Raw genomic sequence first — 26,066 nt, 5'->3', positions numbered from 1 at the left:
GCCCCGCCGTCCGGCCCCTAGGAGTTACCCGTGGCCCTCACCGACGTGCGCGTCGCGCACACCGAGGAGCCGAAGCACGCGCCGCCGAAGCGGCCGAAGTTCTGGCTCCACCGTTTCGACACCAAGACCTTCCCGTACCTGATGATCGCGCCGTTCTTCGTTCTCTTCGCGATCTTCGGGTTGTTCCCGCTCATCTTCAACGCGGTGGTGTCGCTGCGGCACTGGCACCTCATCGACAAGCAGAAGAACGGCTGGGTGGGCCTGGACAACTTCACCAGGCTGGCGAGCGACTCCGACTTCTGGGACGCCCTGGTCAACACCTTCGGCATCTTCGTCCTCTCCACCGTTCCGCAGTTGATCGCAGCCCTGATGATCGCGAACCTGCTGAACCGCAAGCTGCGTGGCGCGACCTTCTGGCGGATCGGGATCCTGCTGCCCTACGTCACGCCGGTGGCCGCGTCGTCGCTGGTCTTCGCGGTCTTCTTCAGCCGCGACAACGGCCTGGCCAACTGGTTCCTGTCCCTGGTCGGCTTCGGCCAGGAGCAGCCCCTCGACTGGCGCGCGGGCACCTTCAGCAGCTGGGTCGCCATCGCGACGATGGTCAACTGGAAGTGGATCGGCTACAACGCCCTGCTCTACCTCTCGGCGATGCAGGCGATCCCGAAGGATGTCTACGAGGCCGCGGCGGTCGACGGCGCGGGACCGTGGCGCCAGCTGTGGAAGATCACCGTGCCGATGATCCAGCCGGTGGTCCTGTTCACCGTCGTCCTCTCCACCATCGGAGGCCTTCAGCTCTTCACCGAGCCGATGCTCTTCGACGAGAACCCGGCGCAGGCCAACGGTGGTTACGACCACCAGTGGCGGACCATCTCGCAGCTCATCTACCGAGTCGGCTGGAGTGACCTCAACCTCGGCTACGCCGCGGCGATGAGCTGGGCACTGTTCCTGATCATTCTGATTGTGGCCGGTATCAACGCCCTGGTCACCCGGCGCCTGGGAGGCGGAAAGTGAGTACCCGCCTGTTGAGCCGGGCACCCCAGGACACTCCGGGCACCTGGAAGTCCTACCTCGGGCTCGGCGTGATCCTGCTGGTCTCGGCCTTCCCCGTGTACTGGATGTTCGTCATCGCGACCAGCAGCGACGAGGCCGTGATGTCGTCGCCGCCCGCGTTGATCCCCGGCGATCAGCTGATGGTGAACCTGCGTGAGGTCTTCACCATGCAGGACGTCTTCTTCACCGCCTCGTTGATCAACAGCTTGATCGTGGCCCTCGCGGTGACCGCGTCGACGCTGTTCTTCTGCTCGCTGGCCGGGTTCGCCTTCGCGAAGCTGCGGTTCAAGGGCAACAACGTGCTGATGTTCATCGTCATCCTGACCCTGACGGTGCCGAACCAGCTCGGCGTGGTCGCGCTCTTCATCGTGATGAACGAGCTCGGCTGGAACGGCACCCTGCTCGCGGTCATCGCCCCCGGGCTGGTCACCGCGTTCGGCGTCTTCTACATGCGTCAGTTCATCGGGCACGCGATCCCGGACGAGCTGGTCGAGGCGGCCCGCATCGACGGCGCCCTCACGCTGCGCATCTACTGGACGGTCGTCGTCCCGGCGATCCGGCCCGCCCTCGCCGTACTGGGCCTGCTCACCTTCGTGGCGACCTGGAACGACTTCCAGTGGCCGCTGATCACGTTGAACGGCACCGACTTCCCCACGTCGATGGTGGCCCTCTCCGACCTGGCGAGCGGCAACTACGTGGTCTACCGTCGCGTGCTGGCCGGTGCCTTCGTCGCCACGGTTCCGCTGGTCATCCTGCTGCTCGTCGGCGGTCGCCAGCTGGTCCGCGGCATCATGGAGGGCGCGCTCAAGTAGAGACGTCCGATCAACACGATCAAGACGTCAACTCAATGCATCAAGTCAACACGTCAACTCGAGACGACTCGAGACGTAGCGACGACGCGAGGCCCGTCCACGAGCTCACGGTGGGCGGGCCTCGCGCTTCTCTCAACACGTAGCGACAGCGCGAGGCCCGTCCACCAGCTCACGGTGGGCGGGCCTCACGCTTCTCTCAACCTCGCATGCGGTACGTGCCACGCAGTCCACAGACACAGTGCGCCCGTTCCCCGCCTCCGGCGGCTGACGCCGGTGGACTCACACCACTCTTTCAGCGAAAGCTAAGCCCGCGTGCAGGTGACCTCAGGCGGACCAACGGTCGGCCGGGCAGGGTCCCGGTCGAGCCGCCCCGGCGGCGTCCGCAGACCCTGAGGAGCTCGATGAAGAAGAAACTGCGCCGTCTCGCGGTCACCGCGGGGGTGACCGTGGCGGTGATTGCGCCGCTCGCCGGGACCGCCGCCGCCGTCGTGGTCACCACCGCCAGCCGCCAGGGCAGCCTCACCCAGGCCGGCCCGCTCGCCGAGCACGGCTTCCCGGCCTGGTACCGGGACAGCAACGGGCTGCGGCTGGAGGCCTGCACGACCCTGGAGGACCCGCTCTGCTCGACGCTGCCGGACGAGGTGCCGAACCCGGACGCGCCCGTCTCGTACCCGGACAACTTCCCCGGTGAGTTCTTCTACCAGCTCGCCGGGGCCGAGATGACCCTGGCCAACGGCGTGGACTTCGGCATCGGCATGGACCTGGAGGGCGCCTGGGCGGCCGAGGAGGTCAGGGACGGCGACCAGATGGTCTTCGGCCGGATCCGGATCCGGTTCGACGCCGTCGAGGGCACCCGGTACCGGATCGTCCACCCGTACGGCGTGGACGACCTGACCGCCACCGACCGGGGCATCAACATGACCGAGGACATCGGGACCACGCCGGGCGCGTTCGGCCAGGCCCTGACCAGCCGGGTCGGCCCGTTCCTCAAGTGGGACCCGGCGGTCGCCCCGGCCGCGCCGGCCGGCTACACCGGTGACCCGGGTGTCGATCACCGGGTGGTCGGCAGCCCGTACGGCACGAACTTCGTCCGGGTCGAGCAGCTCGACCCGGTCAGCGGCGCCGTGGTCGCCGACCTCGGGTCCACCGACCTGTTCAGTGTGCAGGGCCGGTACGCCTCCAACTCGGGCGTCGACATCGACCAGGCCACCTACACGGTCGGCGCGAACGGCACCGGCGTCATCGAGGTGTACGCCAGCAGCGAGCCGGGCCAGTCGATCGAGGTGACCGGCAACACGCAGCTCGGCTTCCGGACCACCAGGCTGCGCGGCAGCAACGGCCGCTACTACGGCCGGTTCCCGGTGACCGGCTCGGTGCCCGCCACCGGCGCCACCATCGAGGTGGTCAACTCGGGGGACCGCCCGGTCGCCAGGAAGACCCGCAAGCTGGTCGACGTCGTCCGGGTCGCCGACGCCCGGTACGACGCGGACGCCGGCACCCTGACCGTCGCCGCCACCTCCAGCGACACCGACTCGACCCCGCCGCAGCTGTCGGTCACCGGTCTCGGCCCGATCACCGGCCCGTTCACCGGGGTCGTCGCGCCGCCGGCGACGGTCACCGTCACCTCGTCGAGCGGCGGGTCGGCGACCGTGCCGCTGACCGGCTCCGGCCAGGCGTTCGTGCCGGACCTCCCGGTGGCGAGCGCGGTCGCCACCTCCGGCGCCGTGGCCGGCCAGAAGGTCACCCTCGACGGCTCCGGCTCGACCGGAGCCATCGACACGTACTCCTGGACCCAGACCGGTGGACCGGCGGTGATCCTGACCGGCGCGGCCACCGCGACCGCCTCGTTCGTCGCCACGCAGGCCGGCACCTACACGTTCCGGCTGATCGTGGCCGGTCCGGGCGGCGCGGGCACGCCGGTCACCGTGCCGGTGACGATCACCGGGACCGCCCCGGCGGTGGCGAACGCCGGCCCCGACCAGACCGTCGTCCGTGGCCGCACGGTCGCCCTGAACGGCTCGGGCTCGACCGGTGCCGAGACCTACGAGTGGCGCCAGGTGTCCGGCCCGGCCGTGACCCTGGTCGGCGCCACCGGCCCGAAGCCGACGTTCACCTACCCGGCGATGACGCTGCCGGCCGCCCCCGGCCCGAACCCGACCTACGTCTACAACAACGACCCGGTCGTGCTGGAGCTGAGCGCGAAGAACCCGGCGGGCACGAGCACCGCCCGGGTGACGGTCCGGCCGCTGGCCGAGGCGTTCACCGGGCTGACCGTCCGGTACCGGACCGGCAACAACGAGTGGCGCATCTCCGGTGCCAGCAGCGTGCTCGCCGGACAGCGGATCACCGCGGTCCTGGGCGGCACACCGGCCGGACGGGTCGTCGGCACTCCGGTGACGGTCGACGCGGCGGGCGCGTTCAGCATCCGGGTGACCGGACCGAACCCGGGCACGATTCGCACGATCAGCTTCGTCAGCTCGACCGGTGGTCAGGTGCTGGCCTTCCCGGTGACCGTGACGAACTGACGGCCCGCGGCGCGAGCGGCACCCGCGACGAGCGGGGCGGCGTGGACGCCTCTTGCGCGACCACGGATCGTGTGGCGCGTACCGACTGAATGGCAGTGACCCGGCGGCGGGCTTCCGAGAGGGGGCCCGCCGCCGGGTCATGTCAGTTGTCCGCCGCCAGGCGGCGGCGCAGGTAGCGGGCGGAGGCCGCGGAGACCTGCCCGGAGACCGCGGCGCTGATCAGCGAGCTGCGATGCCGGACCCGACCGTCCTCGTTCTCGGTGAGCAGGTGGGCGTGGACCAGATGGTCGACGCAGGCGAGCAGCTCCGGCATCGGATAGCCGGTGAGGGTGGACAGCTCCCCGACGCTGAGCGGGCCCAGGACCGCGCACAGCCGCAGGATCTCCCACGACGGGTCCGGCATCCACCGGGTGCGCTGCCGGGCGATCTGCATGGCCACCGCGTGGGACACCTCGGTCGGCCGTGGGGCGACGTTGACCAGGGCCGGGATGCCTCCGGTGAGGTCCGCGAGGTCCTTGACGCCGAGCACGTCCAGATCCCCGCCGGTGAGCGGCTCGAGGCGCAGCACCACCGGTGAGCCCAGCCCGGAGAGCGGCCGCTCGGCGATCTCCGACGGGTAGCAGTAGGTGAGCACGATCCGCAGTGCCGCGCAGTGCCGCCCGAGCCAGGACAGCTCGGCGACGCTGGCGGCGTCGAGGTCGGCGGCGTCGTCGATGGCGACGAAGACCGGCTCCGGGCCGTCCAGCGCGGCACCGATCCGTTCCAGGTCGGGACGCAGCAGTGGCTCCTCCGGCCCGGCTCCGTCGACGACCGCGAGCACCTCGGCGGGCGCGCCCAGATCGGTGAGGGCGGTTCGCAGCCAGGCGTGCCGCAGCACCCCGACCGACGACGCGCCGTGCCCGATGCCGACCCGGCCGGGCGCGTGGCGCTCCAGCTCGGCGAGGAAGGCGGACTTGCCGGAACCGGACGGGCCGACGATGTGCACGACCGGCGGCGGGTCCGGCTCGACCAGTAGCCGCAGCTCGGTGATCCGGCCCAGGAAACGTTCCCGGGGCGGCTCGGGCAGCGTCACCGCCGGCGCCGCGGCGGGCGCCGGAGGCTCGACCGGGACGGTACGGGTGGCGATCACCTCCCGCTGGAGCCGGACGAGATCGGCCGACGGCGACACGCCGAGCTCCTCGTCGAGCAGTTGCCGGCACCGCTCGTAGATCCGTAGGGCGTCGTCCTGCCGCTCCATCGCGATCGCGGCCGTCATCGCCGCCCGGTAGCCGGACTCCAGGAACGGGTTGAGCTCGATCGCCTCCTGGGCCAGCCGCAGCGACCGGGCCGGGTCGTCGGCCAGGGTCGCCGCGGCGTGCTGCAGCAGCGCGTTCACGGCCGCGACCTGCACCTCGGTGCGAACCGGTTCGGCCCATTCGGCGTACGGGTCCTCCGGGAAGGGCAGCTGCCGGGCCAGAGTCAGGATGTCGGCGTGCACGGCCAGACGCTCGGGGGAGCCCGGGGTGGGCGCGTCCAGCCGCCGGATCAGCGCGCGCAGGTCGGCCAGGTCGAGCCCGGCCCGGGCGGTGTCGAAGAGGTATCCGCCGCTGCGGGTCACGATGAACCAGTTCGCGGAGGAGCCGTCCGGTTGGAGCCGCCGCCGGATCACCGAGACGTAGTGCTCCAGCGCGGCCACGTGGTTGCCGGGAAGGTCGTCACCCCAGACCGAGTCGGCCAGCGCGTCCTTCGACTGGATCCGGTCGTGCCGCGCGGCCAGCACCGCGAGCACCTGACGGGCACGGCGGGGCAGCTCGCCGGCGGGCAACGGCTCGCCGCAATCGCCGGTGACGGTCAGCTGCCCGAGCACGCTGACGCGCATGTGGCCTCCTCGTGGGTTCTTCCGAGGACGTTTCGGCGCTCGGTGGCACCGGGTTGAGGCTTTCCACAGGATTACCAAAGCCCCTGCTCATAGCTTCGCTGCCGACTGATGGACGCGAAGCACTAGGGAGTCCGATGACACGGGGAAGTCTGAACCGGCGTGACCTGCTCAAGGGCGCGATCGCGCTCGGTGGTGGCGGACTGGTCATCGCGGCCGGTGGCGGAGCGGTGATCGCCAAGTCGAGTGGCCTGGCGTCGAAGAACACGCCCACGCCGTTCACCAGCATGTTCCGCCGGCCGCCGGTGCTGATGCCGTACGAGCAGGGCGTCGACGCCCAGGGGCCGTTCCAGAAGTACCGGCTCACCCAGAAGTTCGGGCAGGCGAGCATCGTCCCGGGCCTGACCACCACGATCGCCGGCTACAACGGGATCTTCCCCGGCCCGACCATCCGGGTTCCCCGGGGCACCCGCTCCGAGGTGCGGATCAAGAACTCGCTGACCGTCAACAAGATCAACGGGCAGCCGTTCAGCACGGTCACCCACCTGCACGGGTCGGCGTCGCTGCCGCAGTACGACGGGTACGCCAACGACCACACCCACCCCGGCCAGTGCAAGACGTACAAGTACCCGAACTGGCAGCCGGCCCGGACCCTCTGGTACCACGACCACAACCACCGGACCACGGCGGCGAACGCCTACTCCGGCCTGGCCGCCCAGTACCACCTGACCGACGAGTACGAGGCCGCGCAACTGCCGCAGGGCCAGTACGACGTCCCGATCGTGGTCAGCGACATCGCGTTCAAGGCGGACGGCTCGGTGGCCTTCGACGACGAGGACCACTCCGGTTTCATGGGTGACGTGATCATGGTGAACGGCGTGCCGTGGCCGAAGATGCGGGTCAAGCCGCGCGTCTACCGGTTCCGTTTCCTGGTCTCGTCGATCTCCCGTTCGTACCGGTTCCGGCTCAGCACCGGCGACCCGTTCCACGTGGTCGGCACCGACGGCGGCATGGTGCCGAAGGTCGCCGCCGTGGAGTCGTTCCGGCAGGGCGCCGCCGAGCGGTACGAGGTGCTGATCGACTTCCGGAAGTACAAGGTCGGCCAGAAGATCGAGCTGCGGAACCTCAGCAACAAGAACAACGAGGACTTCAAGAACACCGACAAGGTGATGCAGTTCGAGGTCGTCGCCGACACGGGGGCCCCGGACACGTACGTGATCCCCACGACCCTGGACGCCGGCCCGGTGCCGTGGGCCGGCCGGGGCGCGCTCGACCCGATGAAGCTGAAGCCGGAGATGGCGGTGGCCCGCCGGACCGTGCGGGTCGAGCGCAAGCACGGGCTGTGGACCGTCAACGGCGAGACCTGGGACGACGTCGAGAAGAGCGGCTTCAAGCGGGTCCTGGGCAACCCCAAGCCGTACGACGTGGAGATCTGGGACCTGGTGAACGAGTCGGGCGGCTGGTTCCACCCGGTGCACATCCACCTGATCGACGGTCAGCTGCTGTCCCGCAACAACACCGCCGGCAAGAAGCCGTACGCCTGGGAGAACGGCCCGAAGGACGTCTTCTACCTGGGCGAGAACGAGACCGCGTCGGTGCTCATGCAGTTCACCACCGGCGACGGCAACGACGGTGGCCGGTACATGCTGCACTGCCACAACCTGGTGCACGAGGACAGCGACATGATGATCCAGTTCGCGGTCGGCGACATGATGAACAACGACCCGATCCACGCGGACCCGGCCTACGCCGACGACTCGGCGGAGATGGCGGTGGCGTACGCGCCGAGCCACCCGCTGGGCAGCTGATGAAGCGCCTTCTCGCCGGACTGCTGGTGGCCGCCACGGGCGTCGCCTGGTATGCGTATCCCGCGGCCGAGCAGCCCACGCCGGTCGCCCACGTCGTCGCCGGCGACAAGGGCGACGCCCTGGCCGACACGTCCTTCGACGGCCCGATGGTCCGCCGGCGGGCGGCCGTCGCGATCCACCCGGCACCCGGCGCCGATCGGGACGCGATCGCGGGCGAGCTGCGGGAGCTGGCGGCCGAGGCGAAGATCGGCGCGCTGACCGAGGCCTCGTTCGCGGTCTTCTCCGAGGACATGCTGGAGTACCTGGTCCCGGAGATGACGTTCGTGCTGGACGAGGGGGCGCGGGTCTACGACGCCGAGGCGTTCATGCGTGACCACCAGCCGGCCAGTGTCGCGTTCTACCTGGTCCAGCCGGTTCTCGTGCACGATCTGACGTTCTGCGTGATCCCGGCCGGCGGGGTCACGCCGGAGCAGGTGTCGCAGCGGCAGGACGCCGAGGGCGTGCTCGGCGACTCGCTGAACCGCTATGTCACCGACGTGCAGCCGGACGGCGTGACGGTTCGCTACTTCGGGGCGGTGCTCTCCGACCCGCAGATCGCCGCGGTGCGCGACTCGATGGGACGGGCCGCCGGTGTGCCACCCGACCAGGTGCACGTCACGGCGACGCTGACCGGTCCCGGAGTCGATCTGTCGCACGGCGTACCGGATCTGTCGGATCAGAGAGCCCACGGACACTAGGAACGGCCCCCTCACCGAGGGGGCCGTTCTGCTTTTCAGGATCTCTTCAGGCGGACCACTGGTCGACGCCACAACATATGGCGAAATAGTCGCCCTAAACGGGCACTCGCGCTCTCCGGATGAGGTCCCCCCTTGCGTAGAGTCTGGTCCGCCGCCGCACTCGGTGCGCTGCTCGCCACCACTGTCATGGTCGTTCCCGCACAGGCCGCCCCCATCGGCCAGGGCTTCACGATCACCGAGGCCGATCTGTCGTACATCCTCCAGCAGATCAAGATCGCTGAGGCGCACGTCGCCGGCACCACCAGCGAGACCGGTCCCTGCGGAGCCCTGCTGGACCAGCTCGGCAGCCCCCTGCTCTCGATGGGCCTGCGCACGGTCGACGGGACCTGCAACCACCTCACTCCGGGGCAGGAGAGGTACGGCGCGGCCGACCGGGAGTTCCCGCGCCTCGTTCCGGCCCGGTACACCGGCGCCTACCAGGGCACCCGGCCGGTCGACGCGGCGCCGCGCCAGATCAGCAACATCATCGCCGACCAGACCGCGGCCAACCCGGCGGCGGTCGCGGTGTCCGGCGGCAACACCGACGGCGTCACCCTGTTCATCCCCAACGTCACCACCGACTTCGGGCTGTCCGCGCCGTACAACTCGTGGTTCACGCTCTTCGGGCAGTTCTTCGACCACGGCATCGACCAGACGGTCAAGGGCAACGACATCGTCATGGTGCCGCTGCGCGCCGACGACCCGCTCGTCGCCGGGCCGGACCGGATCGCCGGCACCGCCGACGACCCCAGGCCGGGCGACGCGAAGTACGTCCCGCCGGCCATGCGGTTCATGATGCTCACCCGGGCGAAGAACCCGTCGAAGAACACCGACACCCCGTACGTCGACAACTCGCAGACCTACACGTCACACGCCGCCCACCAGGTGTTCCTGCGCGAGTACACGGCCTCCGCGGTGGCGACCGGCAACCTGCTCACCGGAACCGACGGCGGCCTGCCGACCTGGGCCGACGTCAAGCGCCAGTCACGTGACGTGCTCGGACTCGCGCTCGGCGACCTGGACGCGCTGAACGTGCCGATGATCCTGGCCGACGCGTACGGCGACTTCGTCCCCGGACCGGCCCGCGGCCTCCCGCAGTACGTCACCGCGACCGGCCTGATCGAGGGTGACCTCGCGAGCCCGGTGAAGGTGCCCGCGAACGTCGTGTACTTCGACACCCCGTTCCTGACGGACATCGCGCACCACGCCACCCCGTCCAAGACGCTCGTCCCGGACACCGACACGGTCGCCTCCGCCGACTTCGCGGCCCAGCCGCCCGGGACCTACGACGACGAGATGCTCGCCGCCCACTACATCGCCGGTGACGGCCGGGCCAACGAGAACATCGGGCTCACCGCCGTGCACCAGATCTTCCACTCCGAGCACAACCGCCTGGTCAGTGACATCGGGCGGATCATCGACGGCAACCCGGAATGGACCGGCGAGCGGATCTTCCAGGCCGCCAAGTTCATCAACGAGATGGAGTACCAGCACCTCGTCTTCGAGGAGTTCGCCCGCAAGATCCAGCCGGCGATCAACCCGTTCCAGCCGGCCGCGTTCACCCAGGCCGAGCTCGACCCGGCCGTCTACGCCGAGTTCGCGCACGCCGTCTACCGGTTCGGCCACTCGATGCTCAACGAGACCGTCCAGCGGCCCGGCGCCGGAAACCTCTCCCTGCTCGACGGCTTCCTCAACCCGCCCGCATTCACCAACGGCGGCACACTGTCCCCGGAGGCCGCGGCCGGAGAGATCGTCATGGGCATGACCGAGCAGGTCGGCAACGACCTCGACGAGTTCATGACCGACACGCTGCGCAACAACCTGCTCGGCCTGCCGATGGACCTCGGCGCCATCAACATCGCCCGCGGCCGGTCCGAGGGCGTCCCGACACTCAACGACCTGCGCCGCGTGCTGCACGGCCGGACCAACGACGGGCGGCTGCGGCCCTACGTCAGCTGGATCGACTTCGGCGAGCACCTCAAGCACCCGGAGTCGCTGGTCAACTTCGTGGCGGCGTACGGCCGGGAGCCCTCAGTCCTCAGCGCGACGACCGTGGACGCCAAGCGGGCCGCGGCACGCACCCTGCTGGAGACCCCGGCCGGCGCCGACTTCCTCAACGCCACCGGCGCCTGGACCACGGCGAGCTCGGGGCTCGACGACATCGACCTGTGGATCGGCGGGCTCGCCGAGACCACCGAGCCGTTCGGTGGCCTGCTCGGCAGCACCTTCGACTACGTCTTCGAGACCCAGCTGACCGCGCTGCAGAACGGCGACCGGCTGTACTACCTCGCCCGTACGCCCGGCATGAACCTGCGCGGCCAGCTCGAGGGCAACACGTTCGCCGAGCTGATCAGCCGCAACACCACGGCGGGCGGACTGCGCGCCGACGTCTTCGCCACCGCCGACTGCAAGTTCGACATGGCCACCCTGGACGGGACCGAAGCGGGATACGGCCGGCACGGCAACCTGGTCGACGACGATCCGGCCAGCGAGTGCGACGAGCGTGCCCTGCTGCTGCGCCTGCCCGACGGGACCATCGCGTACCGGGCCCGCAACAGCGTCGACAAGTCCGGCATGAACGCCCAGTCGGTCTACACCGGCACCGAGAACCGTGACCGGATCCGGGCCGGCAACGACAACGACACCATCTGGGGCGCCGAGGGCGACGACGTGCTCGAAGGCGGCGCCGGCGACGACGTCACGGTCGGCGGCGAGGGCGACGACATCCTGACCGACTCCGGCGGCGCCGACTTCTCGATGGGCGGCCCCGGCAACGACGCCGTCGACGCGGGCCCCGGCCTCGACATCATCCTCGGTGGCGACGGGCGCGACTTCACCAACGGCGGCGCCAACGCCAACGAGACGTTCGGCGGCGAAGGCGACGACATGATCATCGCCGGAGAGGGCGAGGACGGCGCGTTCGGCGACTCCGGCGACGACTGGATCGAGGGCGGCGACTCACCCGACCTGCTCTCCGGCGACAGCGGCAACCTGTTCTTCCGCGACGACTCCAACAAGCCCGGCCACGACGTGCTGATCGGGCAGGGCGGCGACGACGACTACGACATGGAGGGCGGCGACGACATCGGGGTCCAGGGCCCCGGCATCGAGAAGAACGCCGGCGGCTCCGGCTGGGACTGGTCCGTCGCGGGCCCGTCCGGCGAGGCCGTCGACTCCGACCTCGACCTGCCGCTGCTCGGCCTCGACGGCCTGGAGACCGGCGTCCGCGACCGCTACGACGAGGTGGAGTCCCTCTCCGGCGGCGACGGCGACGACGTCCTGCGCGGCGACGACACGGTCCCCGCCACCGACGGCGCGATCGGCTGCGACGCCCTCGACACCGCCGGCGTCGCCCGCATCCACGGCCTCGACCAGGTGGTCACCGAGCTCCCGATGCCCGCGAGCGGCGTCGTCAACCGGACCGGCCGCGCCTGCGACCTCACCGGCGACGTCTGGGGCGAGGGCAACATCCTGCTCGGCGGCGCCGGGGACGACCTCATCGAAGGCCGTCTCGGCGACGACATCATCGACGGCGACCGCCACCTGACGGTCCGCCTCGCGGTCCGCGGCACCTCGATCACCGCGGCGTCGCTCGCCGAGCTCCAGGCCGACGTCTTCGCCGGCAGGATCAACCCCGACGACATCATCACGGTACGGGCGATCGCGTCCGCACCCACGCCCGGCCGGGACACCGCCGTCTTCGCCGGAGCCCGCGCCGAGTACGCGGTCACCCCGATCTCCGGTGGCGTGCTCGTCTCCGGTCCCGACGGCAACGACATCGTCCGCAACGTCGAGCTGCTGCACTTCGACGACCAGAGCGTGGACATCAGCGGGATGACGGCGTTCCTCGGTGTCAGCGCCTTCGCCGGCGACGGTCGGGCCACCGTCCTGATCACCGTGCCCGACGCCACCGGCACCGACCCGGTCACCGGCCTCACCCTGGAGCGCACCGGCGCCGGCGAGACCGTTCTGACCAGCCTCGACGCCGGCGCCCGCAGCCTGGTCGTCACCGGCCTGGCCAACGGAACCGGCTACACCTTCCGGGTCCGCGCCGATACCGCGTCCGGGCCGGGCGTCTTCGCCGCCCCGTTCGGCCCGGTCACCCCGGTCGCTGCGGCACCCGGCGACGACGACCCGGCCGAGCCCGGTGAGAACGAGAACGAGGAGCCCGCACCGAACCCGGTCCCCACCACCGTCCCGCCGGTCGTCACGCCGACCACCACACCCCCGGTCGTCACGCCGACCACCACGCCCCCGGTCGTCACGCCGACCACCACGCCGCCGGTCGTCACCCCGACCACCGTCCCGCCCGTCGTCACGCCGACCACGAACCCGCCGGTCACCCCGACCCGGCCGGCGACACCGGTCGCCCCCGACGCGCCCGGCATCGGTGCGGCCACCGCCGGGGACGAGAGCGCCGTGGTCCGCTGGACCACTCCGCTGCACGACGGTGGAACCGCGATCTACGGGTACGAGATCCAGGCGCTCGACGCGGAGACCGGCATCGTCGTCGGTGTCGACGTGGCCGACGCCGGCATCACGGAGATGACCCTGACCGGTCTCACCAACGGCGCGGGGTACGCCTTCTGGGTCCGGGCCGTGAACGCGGCCGGCGCCAGCGCCTTCTCCGCGATCTCCAACACGGTCACGCCGACCGCCCCGGCCGGCTCCGGCCCCGGCACCACCGATCCCGGCACCGGCAACCCCGGCACCGGCAACCCCGGCACCGGCAACCCCGGCACCACCGATCCGGGTACCGGTAACCCTGGTACCGGCAACCCTGGGGGCACCACTCCGGTCACGCCGACGCCCACTGTCTCGGTCACGCCGACCGGATCGCCGGCGCCGACCGGATCGGTGACGCCCCGCCCCACGGGTTCGCCGAGCGCCACCGCGACGCCCGGCCCGACCGGCAGCGTCACGCCGACCCCCGGCGACCCCGGCTCCACTCCGGACACCCGGACCGTGCCCGGCGCCGCCCGCATCGGAGTGCCGGCCCCCGCGGCAGCCGCCGTGGTGGTTCGCTGGACGGCGCCGACCGACAACGGTGGCAGCCCGGTGCAGCGCTACGAGATCCAGGTGCTCACCGGCGGCCGCGCCACGGGCGTGCTGCGGACCGCTCCGGCCGGTGCCGCCGTGCAGACGGTGACCGGGCTGACCAACGGCACCGTGTACCGCTTCCGGGTCCGCGCGGTCAACGCGCTCGGCGCCGGCGCGTGGTCCGCGGAGAGCGTCGCGGTGACGCCGCGGACCGTGCCCGGAAAGGTCCGTGGCCTGACCGGCAAGCCCGGTGGCAAGGGCGGCAAGCTCACGACGACGGTCCGCTGGACCGCGCCCGCCGCCACCGGCGGCTCGAAGATCACCGGCTACCGGATCACCTGGCAGCGCCTGAACGCCAAGGGCACCGCCCGGGGCGCGGCGGTCGTGACCACCGTCCCCGGCGGGGCGAAGGCCGCGAGCTTCACCGCACCCGCCGAGGTCCCGGCGAACACCCGCTACCGGGTGACGGTCCAGGCCGTCAACGCGGCCGGCACCGCTCCCGGAGCGGCGGTGACCACCACGGTCCGCTGACCCGATCCGACAGGTGCCGCCGTCCCGCCCGGGACGGCGGCACCCGCGTCTGCGGCCATGGTGGGTGGTGCCCACGCTGACGGCGGGACACGGCTCCCGAAAGGCTGGGCGGCGACCAGGACGGGACCGCGCCCGGCCATCGCATTCGCCCGGCGGTCGCGCTGGAGGCCGGGACGGTCGCCTGCGCCGCGCCGTAGGCCCGGGGCGGCCACGGATGTCGGGGAGTGGTGGACCGTACGAGAAAAGGGCCGGAAGAAAAGGATCTCCCGGCCCTGATCGCGTGTTCTTCTACTCGGGAACGCGACGGTAGGCGCCGTCGCTGGCGGCGGTGGCCATCGAGGCGTACGCGCGCAGCGCCGCCGACACCGGACGCTGGCGCGCGACCGGCGTGTACGGCTTGGGCCGCCGCTCCTGCTCGTGCCGGCGCTGGGCCAGGACGTCGTCGTGCACGTTGAGGGTGATGCTGCGGCCCGGGATGTCGATGGTGATCTCGTCGCCGGTCTCGACCAGGGCGATGAGCCCGCCGCCGGCCGCCTCGGGCGAGACGTGGCCGATGGAGAGGCCCGAGGTGCCGCCGGAGAACCGGCCGTCGGTGATCAGAGCGCAGGCTTTGCCCAGGCCACGCCCCTTGAGGAACGACGTGGGGTAGAGCATCTCCTGCATGCCGGGGCCACCGCGCGGGCCCTCGTAGCGGATGATCACGACGTCGCCCTCGACCACCTCTTTGCCGAGGATGCCGGTGACCGCGTCGTCCTGCGACTCGTAGACGCGGGCCGGGCCGGTGAACTTCCAGATCGACTCGTCGACGCCGGCGGTCTTGACGACGCAGCCGTCGGGGGCGAGGTTGCCGAAGAGGATGGCCAGGCCGCCGTCGACGGTGTAGGCGTGCTCGACCGCCCGGATGCAGCCGCCCTCCCGGTCGGTGTCCAGCTTGGCCCAGCGGTTCTGTGTGGAGAACGCCTGGGTCGTACGCACACCACCGGGCGCCGCGTGGAACAGTTCCAGCGCCTCGGCCGACGGTGATTCGCCCCGGATGTCCCACTTGTCGAGCCAGGCGGACAGTGAAGGGGAGTGGACCGAGCGGACGTCGGTCTTGAGCGCGCCGCCCCGGTGCAGCTCACCGAGCAGAGCGGGGATGCCGCCGGCCCGGTGCACATCCTCCATGTGGTATTTCGGGCTGTTCGGTGCGACCTTGGCCAGGCACGGCACCCGGCGTGAGATGGCGTCGATGTCGGAGACGCTGAAGTCCAGCTCGGCCTCGCGGGCGGCGGCCAGCAGGTGCAGCACCGTGTTCGTCGAGCCGCCCATCGCGACGTCCAGGGCGACCGCATTCTCGAACGCGCTCAGGTTGGCGATCGAGCGGGGCAGGACCGACTCGTCGTCCTTCTCGTAGTAGTCCCTGGCGATCTCGACGATCAGCCGGCCGGCCTCCTCGAACAGCGCCTTGCGGGACGCGTGCGTGGCCAGGGTCGAGCCGTTGCCGGGCAGTGACAGGCCGATCGCCTCGGTCAGGCAGTTCATCGAGTTGGCGGTGAACATGCCGGAGCACGAGCCGCAGGTCGGGCAGGCCGACCGCTCGATGGTGTCGAGCTGGGCGTCGGTGACGTTGTCGTTGGCGGCGGCGCTCATCGCGTCGACCAGGTCGAGCTTCTCGTGGACGATGCCCTCGATGGCGACCGTCTTGCCGGCCTCCATCGGCCCGCCGGAGACGAAGACCGTCGGGATGTTCAGCCGCAGGGCGGCGATCAGCATGCCCGGAGTGATCTTGTCGCAGTTCGAGATGCAGACCAGCGCGTCGGCGCAGTGGGCGTTGACCATGTACTCGACGGCGTCGGCGATCAGCTCACGGCTGGGCAGCGAGTAGAGCATGCCGCCGTGGCCCATCGCGATGCCGTCGTCGACGGCGATCGTGTTGAACTCGCGGCCGATGCCGCCGGCCTCGAAGATCGACTCGGCGACGAGACCGCCGAGGTCCTTGAGATGCACATGCCCGGGTACGAACTGGGTGTAGCTGTTGGCGATGGCGACGATCGGCTTGCCGAAGTCGTCGTCTGTCATGCCGGTGGCGCGCCACAGGGCGCGGGCACCGGCCATCGTTCGACCGTGGGTCGAGGTCCGGGAGCGCAGCTCAGGCATGCCACCCATAGTGCCACCGTCCGGGCCGCGGACCGTGCCGGACGTCCACAGCTCGGGACGCCGGGGGTGTCGAAATCCGAGAACATCCGGCACAGTGTGTCAGTGCACTCACCGTCCGGTATGGAGCTGGCGGGCCTCGCGGGTCTGCTCGCCGCCGTCCCGGCCGTCGCCTACCTCGGCCGGTCCGGCCGTCGGCACACCGGCGCGGCACGGCGTGCCCATCTCCTCCTGGCCGCCGGTGGCGCGGTCGCGACCGCCGCCGCGCTGGCCGGCCTGGTCACGGCGCTGCTGGGCGCTCACGACAGCGCTCCGGGGCACGCCCGCGCCCTGGCCACCGCGGTCGCCGTCGGCATGGGCCTGGGCACGCTCGCCCTGCTGGCCGGCACGGTGGCGCTGCCCGGCTCGGCGCGCAGCCCGGCAGCGGCGATCCGGCACGTGCTGGACGGGCTGGTCATCGCGGCCGCCATCTGGTTCGTCGGGTGGGTGCTGGTCAGCCGGCCGACCCGGATCCTGGGCGACGCGACGCCGAACCGCTGCCTCGCCATCCTCCTGCCGGCCGTCCTGCTGGTCCTCGGGCTGGGCCTGACCGCGGTGCTGGCGCTGCACGCCCACCGGCCCCGGCGGCACACCGTCCGGGTCGCGGCCGGGGTCACCGTGGTCGCCGCCGCCGCGAACGTGCTGGCCATCGGGATCTGCCGGGAGCACGACGGCTACACCCTGGTCAGCGGCCTGCTGCTGACGGCCGGGCTGGCACACGTGGCGTGGGCGGTCCGGGCCGCCGACCGGCCGGTCGAGGTGTCCGGGGACGTGCTGGAGCGCGGCGGGGCGTACGCGGTGGGTCCCATGGTCGCCATGGTCGGCGCTCTCGGCTATCACCTGGCCCGCGGCGGCACCATGGACGTGTTCGGCTATCTCGGCTGCACCGTCGAGGGGCTGGCCCTGGTGTCCCGGCAGTACCTGGCGCTCGATGACGTGCGCCGCTACACGCTGCGGCTGCGGCAGAGCGAGGCCCACTTCCGGGAGCTGGCGCACACCGACCCGCTGACCGGGCTGGCCAACCGGCGCGGCCTGCAACGAGCCCTGCGCGAGTCCGGCCGGCCGGCCGCCCTGATCGGTATCGACATGGACGGTTTCAAGACCGTCAACGACCTGCGCGGGCACGACGTCGGCGACCGGGTGCTGGCCGAGGTGGGCGCCCGGCTCCGGCGCAACCTGCTGGCCGGGGACGTGGCGGCCCGGCTCGGCGGCGACGAGTTCGCGGTCCTGATGCACGGCGACGCGGACGAGGCGGTCCTCGCGGCGCACCGGCTGCTCGCGGTGCTGGGGGAGCCGTACGAGGTGGACGGCGGTTCGATCTTCCTCTCCGCGAGCCTCGGCGTGGCCGCGACCGGCGAGTTGCTGCACGACGCGGACCTGGCGCTGCGCTACGCCAAACAGCGCGGCAAGAACCGGGTGGAGCGATACCAGCAGGGGTACGACGAGCTCCTGCGCCGCCGCGGCACGCTGACCGGTGAGCTGCGCCATGCCATCGACCGTGACCAGCTGCATCTGGTCTTCCAGCCGGTGGTGGCGCTGCCGTCGATGCGGCCGGTCGGGGCCGAGGCGCTGCTCCGCTGGACCCATCCGGAGCTGGGCCGGGTGGCGCCGGTCGAGTTCATCCCGGTGGCCGAGGAGTCCGGGCTGATCAACCGGATCGGCGCCTGGGTGCTGGAGCAGTCGGTCAAGCAGCTCGCCGAGTGGCGGGCCAAGGGGCACGACGTCTGGCTGTCGGTGAACCTGTCACCCAAGGAGCTGCACCACTCCGACTACGCCGCCCAGGTCGCCGACGTGCTGGCCGAGTACGGCGTACCCCCGCAGCGTCTTGTCCTGGAGGTGACCGAGCACGCCGTCGCCACCGACATGGAGGAGCTGGTCGGGCGACTCGCCGAGCTGCGCGAGACCGGGGTGCGGATCGCGCTGGACGACTTCGGCGCCGGCTATTCGTCGCTGACCCAGCTGCGGACCCTGCCGGTCGACATCCTGAAGATCGATCACGCGCTGGTGGCCGAGCCCGAGTCGCGGACCGGGACGGCGGCGCCCCTGGTCGACGTGGTGGTCCGGCTCGGGCACCGGCTCGGCCTGGAGGTGCTGGCCGAGGGGATCGGCACGCCGGCCCAGCGGGAGATCGTCGAGGAGGCGGGCTGCCGGCTCGGCCAGGGCTCGCTGTTCGGCTGGGGCGTGCCCGCCGAGCACTTCGAGTCCCGGCTGCTGTCGTTGCGCTCGTCAGCCCCGCGCCCGACCCCCGCACCGCGGTCGTCGCCGCCGCAGAACGACGCGCCCGCCCGCAGCCAGGTCGTGCAGCTCGGACCGGGAATGCGGCAGGTCAGAGCGTTGCTGCCGGGCGATCCGGGCTTCGTGGCGGCCACGAGTGATCAAAATGTGGGATCAGTTGACTCAGGCCGTGAGATGGGGCAAGGTTAGGCGCATGTGCTTCGCGTCCCGAGTACTTATCTGAGCGCACTCTCTCATCGAGCTCTCGATGAAGTGAGTGCGCTAGGTCCCGTGCATCCCTGCACGAGGGCCTTTTTTGTTGCTCAAGTTCCGGGACCGCTTACCGAAAAGGTCTGACTTGCCATGACTAGACCCACTCCTGAATCCCTCGCACACCGAGCCACTCCGGCCACCGTCGCGGCGGCCGTGAACACCGCTCCCACCAGCGTGGCCCCGGTAGCCACCACCGGTGCCGGCGCGCTCGTCCGGTCGCTCGAGGCGCTCGGGGTCGAGGTCGCGTTCGGCATTCCGGGTGGGGCGATCCTTCCGGCGTACGATCCGCTGTTCGACTCGAAGGTCCGGCACATCCTGGTGCGTCACGAGCAGGGCGCCGGTCACGCCGCCACGGGGTACGCGCAGGCCACCGGCAAGGTCGGCGTCTGCATCGCGACCAGTGGGCCGGGCGCGACCAACCTGGTCACACCGATCGCCGACGCTTACATGGACTCGGTCCCGATCGTCGCGATCACCGGGCAGGTCGGCCGGCCGTACATCGGCACGGACGCCTTCCAGGAGGCGGACATCCAGGGCATCACCCTGCCGATCACCAAGCACAACTTCCTGGTGCAGAACGCCGAGGAACTGCCCCGGATCGTGGCCGAGGCGTTCCACCTGGCGATCACCGGCCGGCCCGGCCCGGTGCTGGTCGACATCCCGAAGGACGTGCTGCAGTCGCAGACCATCTTCCAGTGGCCGCCGACGCTGGACCTGCCGGGCTACCGCCCGACGCTGCACCCGCACGGCAAGCAGATCCGCGAGGCGGCCCGGCTGATCGCCGCGGCCAAGCGCCCGGTGCTGTACGTGGGCGGCGGCGTCCACAAGGCGGGGGCGACCGACGGGCTGCGCAAGCTGGCCGAGCTCACCGGCATCCCGGTGGTCACCACGCTGATGGGTCTCGGCGCGTTCCCCGACTCGCACCCGCAGCACCTGGGCATGCCCGGCATGCACGGCACGGTCCCGGCCGTCTACGCGCTGCAGAAGTCGGACCTGCTCGTCACCCTGGGCGCCCGTTTCGACGACCGGGTCACCGGCAAGCTCGACTCGTTCGCGCCGGACGCCAAGATCGTGCACGCCGACATCGACCCGGCCGAGATCGGCAAGAACCGGCACGCCGACGTCCCGATCGTGGGCGACGCCCGGCACGTGATCGACGAGCTGATCGCGGCGGTCTCCTCGTCCTCGGGCGGCACCGAGCAGTACGCCGCCTGGTGGTCCACGCTGAACGACATCCGCGAGCGCTACCCGCTGGGCTACGACGAGCCGACCGACGGCACGCTGGCCCCGCAGTACGTGATCGAGCGGATCGGCGAGATCGTCGGCCCGGACGCGATCTACTGCGCCGGCGTCGGTCAGCACCAGATGTGGGCGTCGCAGTTCATCAAGTACGAGAAGCCGGGCACCTGGCTCAACTCGGGCGGCGCCGGAACGATGGGCTACGCGGTCCCGGCCGCGATGGGCGCCAAGGTCGCGCAGCCGGGCACCACGGTGTGGGCGATCGACGGCGACGGCTGCTTCCAGATGACCAACCAGGAGCTGGCCACCTGCGCCCTGGAGGGCATCCCGATCAAGGTCGCCGTCATCAACAACGGCAACCTGGGCATGGTCCGGCAGTGGCAGACCCTGTTCTACGACGGCCGCTACTCCAACACCGAGCTGGGCACGCACAAGCACCGCATCCCGGATTTCGTGAAGCTGGCCGAGGCGCTCGGCTGCATCGGTCTGCGCTGTGAGTCGAAGGACGACGTCGACAAGGTCATCAAGCAGGCCATGGAGATCAACGACGCCCCGGTGGTCATCGACTTCATGGTCGGCAAGGACGCCATGGTGTGGCCGATGGTTGCGGCCGGGACCAGCAACGACGAGATCATGTTCGCCCGGGACGTGCGCCCGACGTTCGAAGAGGACGACCTGTGACCAACAAACACACCCTGTCGGTGCTGGTCGAGAACAAGCCCGGCGTGCTCGCCCGGGTGAGCGGACTGTTCTCCCGGCGCAGCTTCAACATCGACTCCCTGGCGGTGGGCGAGACGGAGAACCCGGACGTCAGCCGCATCACGATCGTGGTCAACGCGGACTCGTCCCCGTTGGAACAGGTCACCAAGCAACTCAACAAGCTGGTCAACGTCCTGAAGATCGTGGAGCTGGACCCGGCCCAGTCGGTCCAGCGCGAGCTCCTGCTGGTCAAGGTGCGTGCCGATCGGGCGCAGCGCGGCCAGGTGCTCGAGACCGTCGAGCTGTTCCGGGCGCGAGTGATCGACGTCGCTCCGGACACCCTGACGATCGAGGCCACCGGTAATCCCGACAAACTGGATGCGTTGCTGCGCGACCTCGAGCCGTACGGCATCAAGGAGATGGTCCAGTCGGGCCTCGTGGCCATCGGCCGCGGATCCCGGTCCATCACCACGGGCCCCGCGCTCCGCGCCGCCTAGTTCCCCACCCCATCCGACCGCCCCACCCGCCGCCCTTAAAGCGGACCGAAGGCTCTGCCAGCTAGAGAAGAAGGAAGTTCATGACCGCGGAAGTGTTCTACGACGGCGACGCCGACCTGTCGATCATCCAGGGCAAGAAGGTCGCCGTCATCGGCTACGGCAGCCAGGGCCACGCGCACTCGCTGTCGCTGCGCGACTCGGGCGTCGAGGTCGTGGTGGGTCTGCAGGAGGGCTCCAAGAGCCGCCCGAAGGCCGAGGAACAGGGCCTGACCGTGAAGACCCCGGCCGAGGCGTCCGCCTGGGCCGACGTGATCATGCTGCTGGCGCCGGACACCGCGCAGCGCAAGATCTACGCCGAGTCGATCGAGCCGAACCTGACCGCGGGCAAGGCGCTGTTCTTCGGCCACGGCCTGAACATCCGCTTCGAGCTGATCAAGCCCCCGGCCGACGTCACCATCGCCATGGTCGCCCCGAAGGGCCCGGGCCACCTGGTCCGCCGCCAGTACGTGGACGGCAAGGGCGTCCCCGCCCTGATCGCGGTCGAGCAGGACCCGACCGGCGACGGCCAGGCGCTGGCCCTCTCCTACGCGAAGGCGATCGGCGGCACCCGTGCCGGCGTCATCAAGACGACCTTCACGGAAGAGACCGAGACCGACCTCTTCGGCGAGCAGGCCGTCCTCTGCGGTGGCGCGTCCGCGCTCGTGCAGACCGGTTTCGAGGTGCTGATCGAGGCGGGCTACGCCCCCGAGATCGCCTACTTCGAGTGTCTGCACGAGCTCAAGCTGATCGTCGACCTCATGTACGAGGGCGGCATCGCCCGCCAGCGCTACAGCGTCTCGGACACCGCCGAGTTCGGTGACTACGTCTCCGGCCCGCGCGTGATCAACGCGTCGGTCAAGGAGGAGATGAAGAAGATCCTCGCCGACATCCAGTCCGGCGAGTTCACCCGCCGCCTGATCGCGGACGACGACGCCGGCGCGCCGGAGCTCAAGAAGTTCCGCGAGGAGGCCGCCAAGCACCCGATCGAGATCACCGGTGCGAAGCTGCGCGGCATGATGAGCTGGGTGGACCGGCCCATCACCGAGACCGCCTGATCTAGAAAAAGGCCTCTAATATCGAGGTCCATGAGTCCAGTAGTGCTCGTCACCGAGGAACTGGCAGCGGCCGCACTCGACGTGCTGGCCGAGGACTTCGAGGTAAGACAGATCGACGGCACACATCGGGCAGCGCTCCTGGGGGCGCTGCCCGATGTGCATGCGGTGATCGTTCGCAGCGCGACACGGATCGACGCCGAGGCACTCTCCGTGGCCGGCCGTCTCAAGGTCGTCGCCCGTGCCGGCGTCGGCCTCGACAACGTCGACATCCCGGCCGCCACCGCCCGCGGCGTGCTCGTCGTCAACGCACCGACCAGCAACATCGTCTCGGCCGCCGAACAGGCGGTGGCACTGCTGCTCGCCGTGGCGCGGCACACCGCGGCGGCGAGCGCCGCGCTCAAGGCGGGCGCGTGGCGGCGCTCGGCGTACACCGGGGTCGAGGTTCAGGGCAAGACCGTCGGGGTGGTCGGCCTGGGGCGGATCGGCGTCCTGTTCGCGCAGCGCATGGCGGCTTTCGGGGTACGGCTGATCGCGTACGACCCGTACGTCCAGCCGGCCCGCGCGGCCCAGCTCGGCGTGCACCTCGTCGGGCTGGACGAGCTCCTGCGGGAGAGCGACTTCGTGTCGGTGCACCTGCCCCGTACCCCCGAGACCGTGGGTTTGATCGGGGAGAAGGAGCTGAACCTGGTCAAACCGGGGGTGCGCATCGTCAACGCGGCCCGCGGCGGCCTGGTCGACGAACGGGCCCTCGCCGAAGCGCTGGCCGACGGCCGGGTGGCCGGCGCCGGGCTGGACGTCTTCGAGACCGAGCCGCTCACCTCCTCACCGCTGTTCGCCCTGGACAACGTGGTGGCCACCCCGCACCTGGGCGCGTCGACGGTGGAGGCGCAGGACAAGGCGGGCCTCGCGGTGGCCCGCAGCGTGCGGCTGGCGCTGCGCGGCGAGTTCGTGCCGGACGCGGTCAACGTGCGGGCCGGTGGGCCGGTCGACGAGGACGTCCGCCCGCTGCTGCCGCTGGCCGAGAAACTGGGGCGGGTGCTGACAGCCGTGGCCGGGCATCTACCCGAGCGGGTGACCGTCGAGGTGCACGGCGCCGCGGCCGGGCACGACGTCTCGGTGCTCGAGCTGGCCGTCCTGAAGGGCCTGTTCGCCCCGGTGGTGAGCGAGCCGGTGACCTATGTGAACGCGCCCCGGCTGGCCGCCGAACGCGGTGTCATGGTGCAGACGGCGGCCATCGAGGAGGCCGGTGACCTGCTCCGGGTCCGTGGCGCGCTGCCGGACGGCCGCAGTGTCAGCGTCGCCGGAACGCTCGGGGTCACCGCCAAACTGGTCGAGGTCGACGGCTTCGACCTGGATCTGCCGCCGGACGGGGTCCTGGTGTTCTTCACCTACACCGACCGGCCGGGTGTGGTCGGCGCTCTCGGTGTGGCCCTCGGGGAAGCGGAGATCAACATCGCCGCCATGCAGGTGGCCCGGCGCGAGGCCGGCGGTGAGGCGCTGATGGCCCTGACCGTCGACTCCGCGGTCTCGCCGGAGCTGCTCACGGGGGTGGCCGCGGTGATCGGTGCCTCCCGCGCGGCCGTCGTCGACCTGCGCGCCGACTAGGCTCGCGGGCCGTCGTCGACCTGCGGGCCGTCGTCGACCTGCGGGCCGGCTAGAACGCCCGGTAGACCGAGCCGTCCTGCAGGTCGAGCAGGTCGAGGTGGAACTGCGCGGCGTACTTCTCGATCATCTCGAGCACCACGTCGGCGCAGTTCTCGTCGAGTCGCATGTGGATGTGGTCGGCCGCGGCGTGCAGCGGAGAGCTGGCCCAGGGCGACCCGGGCTCCGCCGCGCGCGGCCCGCGGTCGGGATAGTGGCTGGTCACAGCGTCGTAGAAGGCGACGACGCGAGGGTCGGCGGCGCGCTGTGGATGGTCACCGCTGAAGCAGCGCGCGTTCGCGGCGTGGACCGCGTTCTGATCCGCCGTCTGGCCCATGGCCCACACCACCAGGTCGAAACTCACCGGCGCATGGTGCCACCACCGGTGCCCGGCGTCGCGAACCGCCCGCCCGACACGCAGAAGAGCGATTCTGTGCCGGAACGAAGTGGATGGCGACACGCGGGGCGGGTGCCTTGCGCGTCATAAGTCCGTCTCGCTAGCGTTGTCCCCCAAGCCGCACGTCTCGTACGGGCCTGTCTTCGGGTGATGGCGCCCGTCTTCGGGGCGAGCGGTGCGTATCCCGGCGGGACTTCTCGTCGCTTCAGCCCCCGTGACCGTTTGCCGCGGTCCGGGGGCTGTTCGCCTTTTATCGCCGGTTCAACTGGTGGGACTCTCGTACCGGTGATCGGGACGGGCGGGTAACCTGGCCAGGGTTCACCAGAATCGTTGGGGGAGTTGACGTGGGCGTGGCGCGGATCGCGGTTGTCGGCGGTGACGGCATCGGTACCGAGGTGACCGCTCAGGCCCGCAAGGTCATCGACGCCGTCCTCCCCGGAGTGGCCTACAACGAGTATGACCTGGGTGCCCGCCTCTACCACCGCACCGGTGAGGTGCTGCCCCAGTCGGTGCAGGACGAGCTGGCCGGTCACGACGCGATCCTGCTGGGTGCCATCGGCGACCCGAGCGTCCCGCCGGGCGTCCTGGAGCGCGGCCTGCTGCTGAAGCTCCGCTTCGACTTCGACCAGTATGTGAACCTCCGCCCGTCCAAGCTGTGGCCCGGCACGACCAGCCCGCTCTCCGGCGTCAAGGCCGGCGAGATCGACATGGTCGTGGTCCGTGAGGGCACCGAGGGCCTCTACGTCGGCGCCGGCGGCGTGCTGCACAAGAACACGCCCGCCGAGATCGCGACCGAGGAGAGCCTGAACACGCGGCACGGCGTGGAGCGGGTCATCCGTGACGCGTTCACCCGCGCCCAGCGCCGCGACCGCCGCCACGTCACCCTGGTCCACAAGACCAACGTGCTGACCCACGCCGGCAACCTGTGGTCGCGCACGTTCGCCGCCGTCGCCTCGGAGTATCCCGAGGTCACTACCGAATACCAGCACATCGACGCGGCCAGCATGTTCATGGTCAGCAACCCGCAGCGGTTCGACGTGGTCGTGACCGACAACCTCTTCGGTGACATCCTCACCGACATCGCCGCGGCCGTGACCGGCGGCATCGGCATGGCGGCCAGCGGCTCGGTCAACCCGGAGCGCATCTACCCGTCGACGTTCGAGCCCGTGCACGGCTCCGCGCCGGACATCGCCGGTAAGGGCATCGCCGACCCGGCGGCCGCGATCCTGTCCGCGGCCCTGCTGCTGGAGCACCTGGGCAAGCTCGACGAGGCCCGGCGAGTAACCGAGGCGGTCGCGGCCGAGGTCGCGTCCCGGGCTCCGGGCGCGCCGCTGCGTACCGCCGAAGTCGGCGACCGCGTCGCCGCCGCCGTCTGATCGACCCGTCTCGTCACTCAGCCCTACGGGGCTGCTCACCCATGGTCATTATTTTTTAACGACCGTT

At 70.8% G+C, this 26,066-nt stretch carries 15 protein-coding genes; 12 read left to right on the top strand and 3 right to left on the bottom strand.

The genetic code is table 11. From position 1 onward, the window contains the following. Window positions 1-30 precede the first annotated feature (30 nt). The 3 genes from ACQPZW_RS43665 to ACQPZW_RS43655 all read left to right on the top strand — a co-directional run bounded on the left by ACQPZW_RS43665 (window position 31) and on the right by ACQPZW_RS43655 (window position 4,387). Complete coding sequence (locus ACQPZW_RS43665) at window positions 31-1,011, top strand: carbohydrate ABC transporter permease (RefSeq protein WP_433791878.1); 981 nt, start codon at window positions 31-33, stop codon at window positions 1,009-1,011. 11 nt (window positions 1,012-1,022) lie between these two features. Continuing rightward, window positions 1,023-1,862: a carbohydrate ABC transporter permease gene (locus ACQPZW_RS43660; RefSeq protein WP_433797803.1), complete on the top strand. Its 840-nt coding sequence runs from the start codon at window positions 1,023-1,025 to the stop codon at window positions 1,860-1,862. 401 nt (window positions 1,863-2,263) lie between these two features. Then, window positions 2,264-4,387 (top strand): PKD domain-containing protein, encoded by a 2,124-nt coding sequence (locus ACQPZW_RS43655; RefSeq protein ID WP_433791877.1) that lies wholly within the window; start codon window positions 2,264-2,266, stop codon window positions 4,385-4,387. Window positions 4,388-4,529: 142 nt separating this feature from the next. Here the strand turns inward: ACQPZW_RS43655 and ACQPZW_RS43650 are convergent, their stop codons facing one another. Continuing rightward, window positions 4,530-6,245, bottom strand: coding sequence for an AfsR/SARP family transcriptional regulator (locus tag ACQPZW_RS43650; RefSeq protein ID WP_433791876.1), 1,716 nt, complete (start codon window positions 6,243-6,245; stop codon window positions 4,530-4,532). Between the two features lie 134 nt (window positions 6,246-6,379). Here ACQPZW_RS43650 and ACQPZW_RS43645 point away from each other — a divergent pair, with 134 nt between their 5' ends. From ACQPZW_RS43645 to ACQPZW_RS43635, 3 genes are all read left to right on the top strand, one after another. Further along, on the top strand, window positions 6,380-8,050 hold the full coding sequence (locus tag ACQPZW_RS43645) for a multicopper oxidase family protein (protein ID WP_433791875.1): 1,671 nt from the start codon (window positions 6,380-6,382) through the stop codon (window positions 8,048-8,050). Beyond that, entirely contained in the window at window positions 8,050-8,787 is a 738-nt protein-coding gene (locus ACQPZW_RS43640; protein WP_433791874.1) for a hypothetical protein, read from the top strand. Before ACQPZW_RS43645 ends, ACQPZW_RS43640 begins: the two co-directional genes overlap by 1 nt. A 132-nt stretch (window positions 8,788-8,919) precedes the next feature. Continuing rightward, a complete protein-coding gene (locus tag ACQPZW_RS43635; RefSeq protein WP_433791873.1) occupies window positions 8,920-14,397 on the top strand; it encodes a peroxidase family protein in 5,478 nt (1,825 codons plus the stop codon). 288 nt (window positions 14,398-14,685) lie between these two features. Here ACQPZW_RS43635 and ilvD read toward each other — a convergent pair whose 3' ends face one another. After that, window positions 14,686-16,533, bottom strand: coding sequence for a dihydroxy-acid dehydratase (ilvD, locus tag ACQPZW_RS43630; RefSeq protein ID WP_433791872.1), 1,848 nt, complete (start codon window positions 16,531-16,533; stop codon window positions 14,686-14,688). Between the two features lie 120 nt (window positions 16,534-16,653). Between ilvD and ACQPZW_RS43625 the strand changes: the two genes are divergently transcribed. The 5 genes from ACQPZW_RS43625 (at window position 16,654) to serA (ending at window position 24,190) form a co-directional block, all read left to right on the top strand. Further along, window positions 16,654-18,993, top strand: coding sequence for a putative bifunctional diguanylate cyclase/phosphodiesterase (locus ACQPZW_RS43625; protein ID WP_433797801.1), 2,340 nt, complete (start codon window positions 16,654-16,656; stop codon window positions 18,991-18,993). Between the two features lie 153 nt (window positions 18,994-19,146). Next, window positions 19,147-20,976: an acetolactate synthase large subunit gene (locus ACQPZW_RS43620; protein ID WP_433791871.1), complete on the top strand. Its 1,830-nt coding sequence runs from the start codon at window positions 19,147-19,149 to the stop codon at window positions 20,974-20,976. Beyond that, window positions 20,973-21,491, top strand: a complete 519-nt coding sequence (gene ilvN, locus ACQPZW_RS43615; RefSeq protein ID WP_106316311.1) for an acetolactate synthase small subunit — start codon at window positions 20,973-20,975, stop codon at window positions 21,489-21,491. Before ACQPZW_RS43620 ends, ilvN begins: the two co-directional genes overlap by 4 nt. An 80-nt stretch (window positions 21,492-21,571) precedes the next feature. Then, window positions 21,572-22,585, top strand: coding sequence for a ketol-acid reductoisomerase (gene ilvC / locus ACQPZW_RS43610; protein ID WP_433791870.1), 1,014 nt, complete (start codon window positions 21,572-21,574; stop codon window positions 22,583-22,585). A gap of 30 nt (window positions 22,586-22,615) precedes the next feature. After that, complete coding sequence (gene serA / locus ACQPZW_RS43605; protein WP_433791869.1) at window positions 22,616-24,190, top strand: phosphoglycerate dehydrogenase; 1,575 nt, start codon at window positions 22,616-22,618, stop codon at window positions 24,188-24,190. Between the two features lie 49 nt (window positions 24,191-24,239). Here the strand turns inward: serA and ACQPZW_RS43600 are convergent, their stop codons facing one another. After that, the gene (locus ACQPZW_RS43600; protein ID WP_433791868.1) at window positions 24,240-24,590 is read right to left on the bottom strand and encodes a hypothetical protein; all 351 of its coding nucleotides are present in this window, start codon (window positions 24,588-24,590) and stop codon (window positions 24,240-24,242) included. A gap of 377 nt (window positions 24,591-24,967) precedes the next feature. Between ACQPZW_RS43600 and ACQPZW_RS43595 the strand changes: the two genes are divergently transcribed. Next, the gene (locus ACQPZW_RS43595; RefSeq protein WP_433791867.1) at window positions 24,968-25,999 is read left to right on the top strand and encodes a 3-isopropylmalate dehydrogenase; all 1,032 of its coding nucleotides are present in this window, start codon (window positions 24,968-24,970) and stop codon (window positions 25,997-25,999) included. Window positions 26,000-26,066: the final 67 nt, after the last annotated feature.

The sequence above is a fragment of the Actinoplanes sp. CA-252034 genome, from assembly GCF_050956125.1.
Lineage (GTDB): Bacteria > Actinomycetota > Actinomycetes > Mycobacteriales > Micromonosporaceae > Actinoplanes.
The sequence above is the reverse complement of the archived record's forward strand: the minus strand, read 5'-3'. Positions and strand labels throughout refer to the sequence as shown.

Bases quoted from the DNA above. Each gene is read 5' to 3' on its own strand.
- ACQPZW_RS43655 (WP_433791877.1), top strand. From the start codon at position 2,264: ATGAAGAAGAAACTGCGCCGTCTCGCGGTCACCGCGGGGGTGACCGTG.
- ACQPZW_RS43650 (WP_433791876.1), bottom strand. From the start codon at position 6,245: ATGCGCGTCAGCGTGCTCGGGCAGCTGACCGTCACCGGCGATTGCGGC.
- ACQPZW_RS43645 (WP_433791875.1), top strand. From the start codon at position 6,380: ATGACACGGGGAAGTCTGAACCGGCGTGACCTGCTCAAGGGCGCGATC.
- ACQPZW_RS43640 (WP_433791874.1), top strand. From the start codon at position 8,050: ATGAAGCGCCTTCTCGCCGGACTGCTGGTGGCCGCCACGGGCGTCGCC.
- ilvD (WP_433791872.1), bottom strand. From the start codon at position 16,533: ATGCCTGAGCTGCGCTCCCGGACCTCGACCCACGGTCGAACGATGGCC.
- ACQPZW_RS43625 (WP_433797801.1), top strand. From the start codon at position 16,654: ATGGAGCTGGCGGGCCTCGCGGGTCTGCTCGCCGCCGTCCCGGCCGTC.
- ACQPZW_RS43620 (WP_433791871.1), top strand. From the start codon at position 19,147: ATGACTAGACCCACTCCTGAATCCCTCGCACACCGAGCCACTCCGGCC.
- ilvC (WP_433791870.1), top strand. From the start codon at position 21,572: ATGACCGCGGAAGTGTTCTACGACGGCGACGCCGACCTGTCGATCATC.
- serA (WP_433791869.1), top strand. From the start codon at position 22,616: ATGAGTCCAGTAGTGCTCGTCACCGAGGAACTGGCAGCGGCCGCACTC.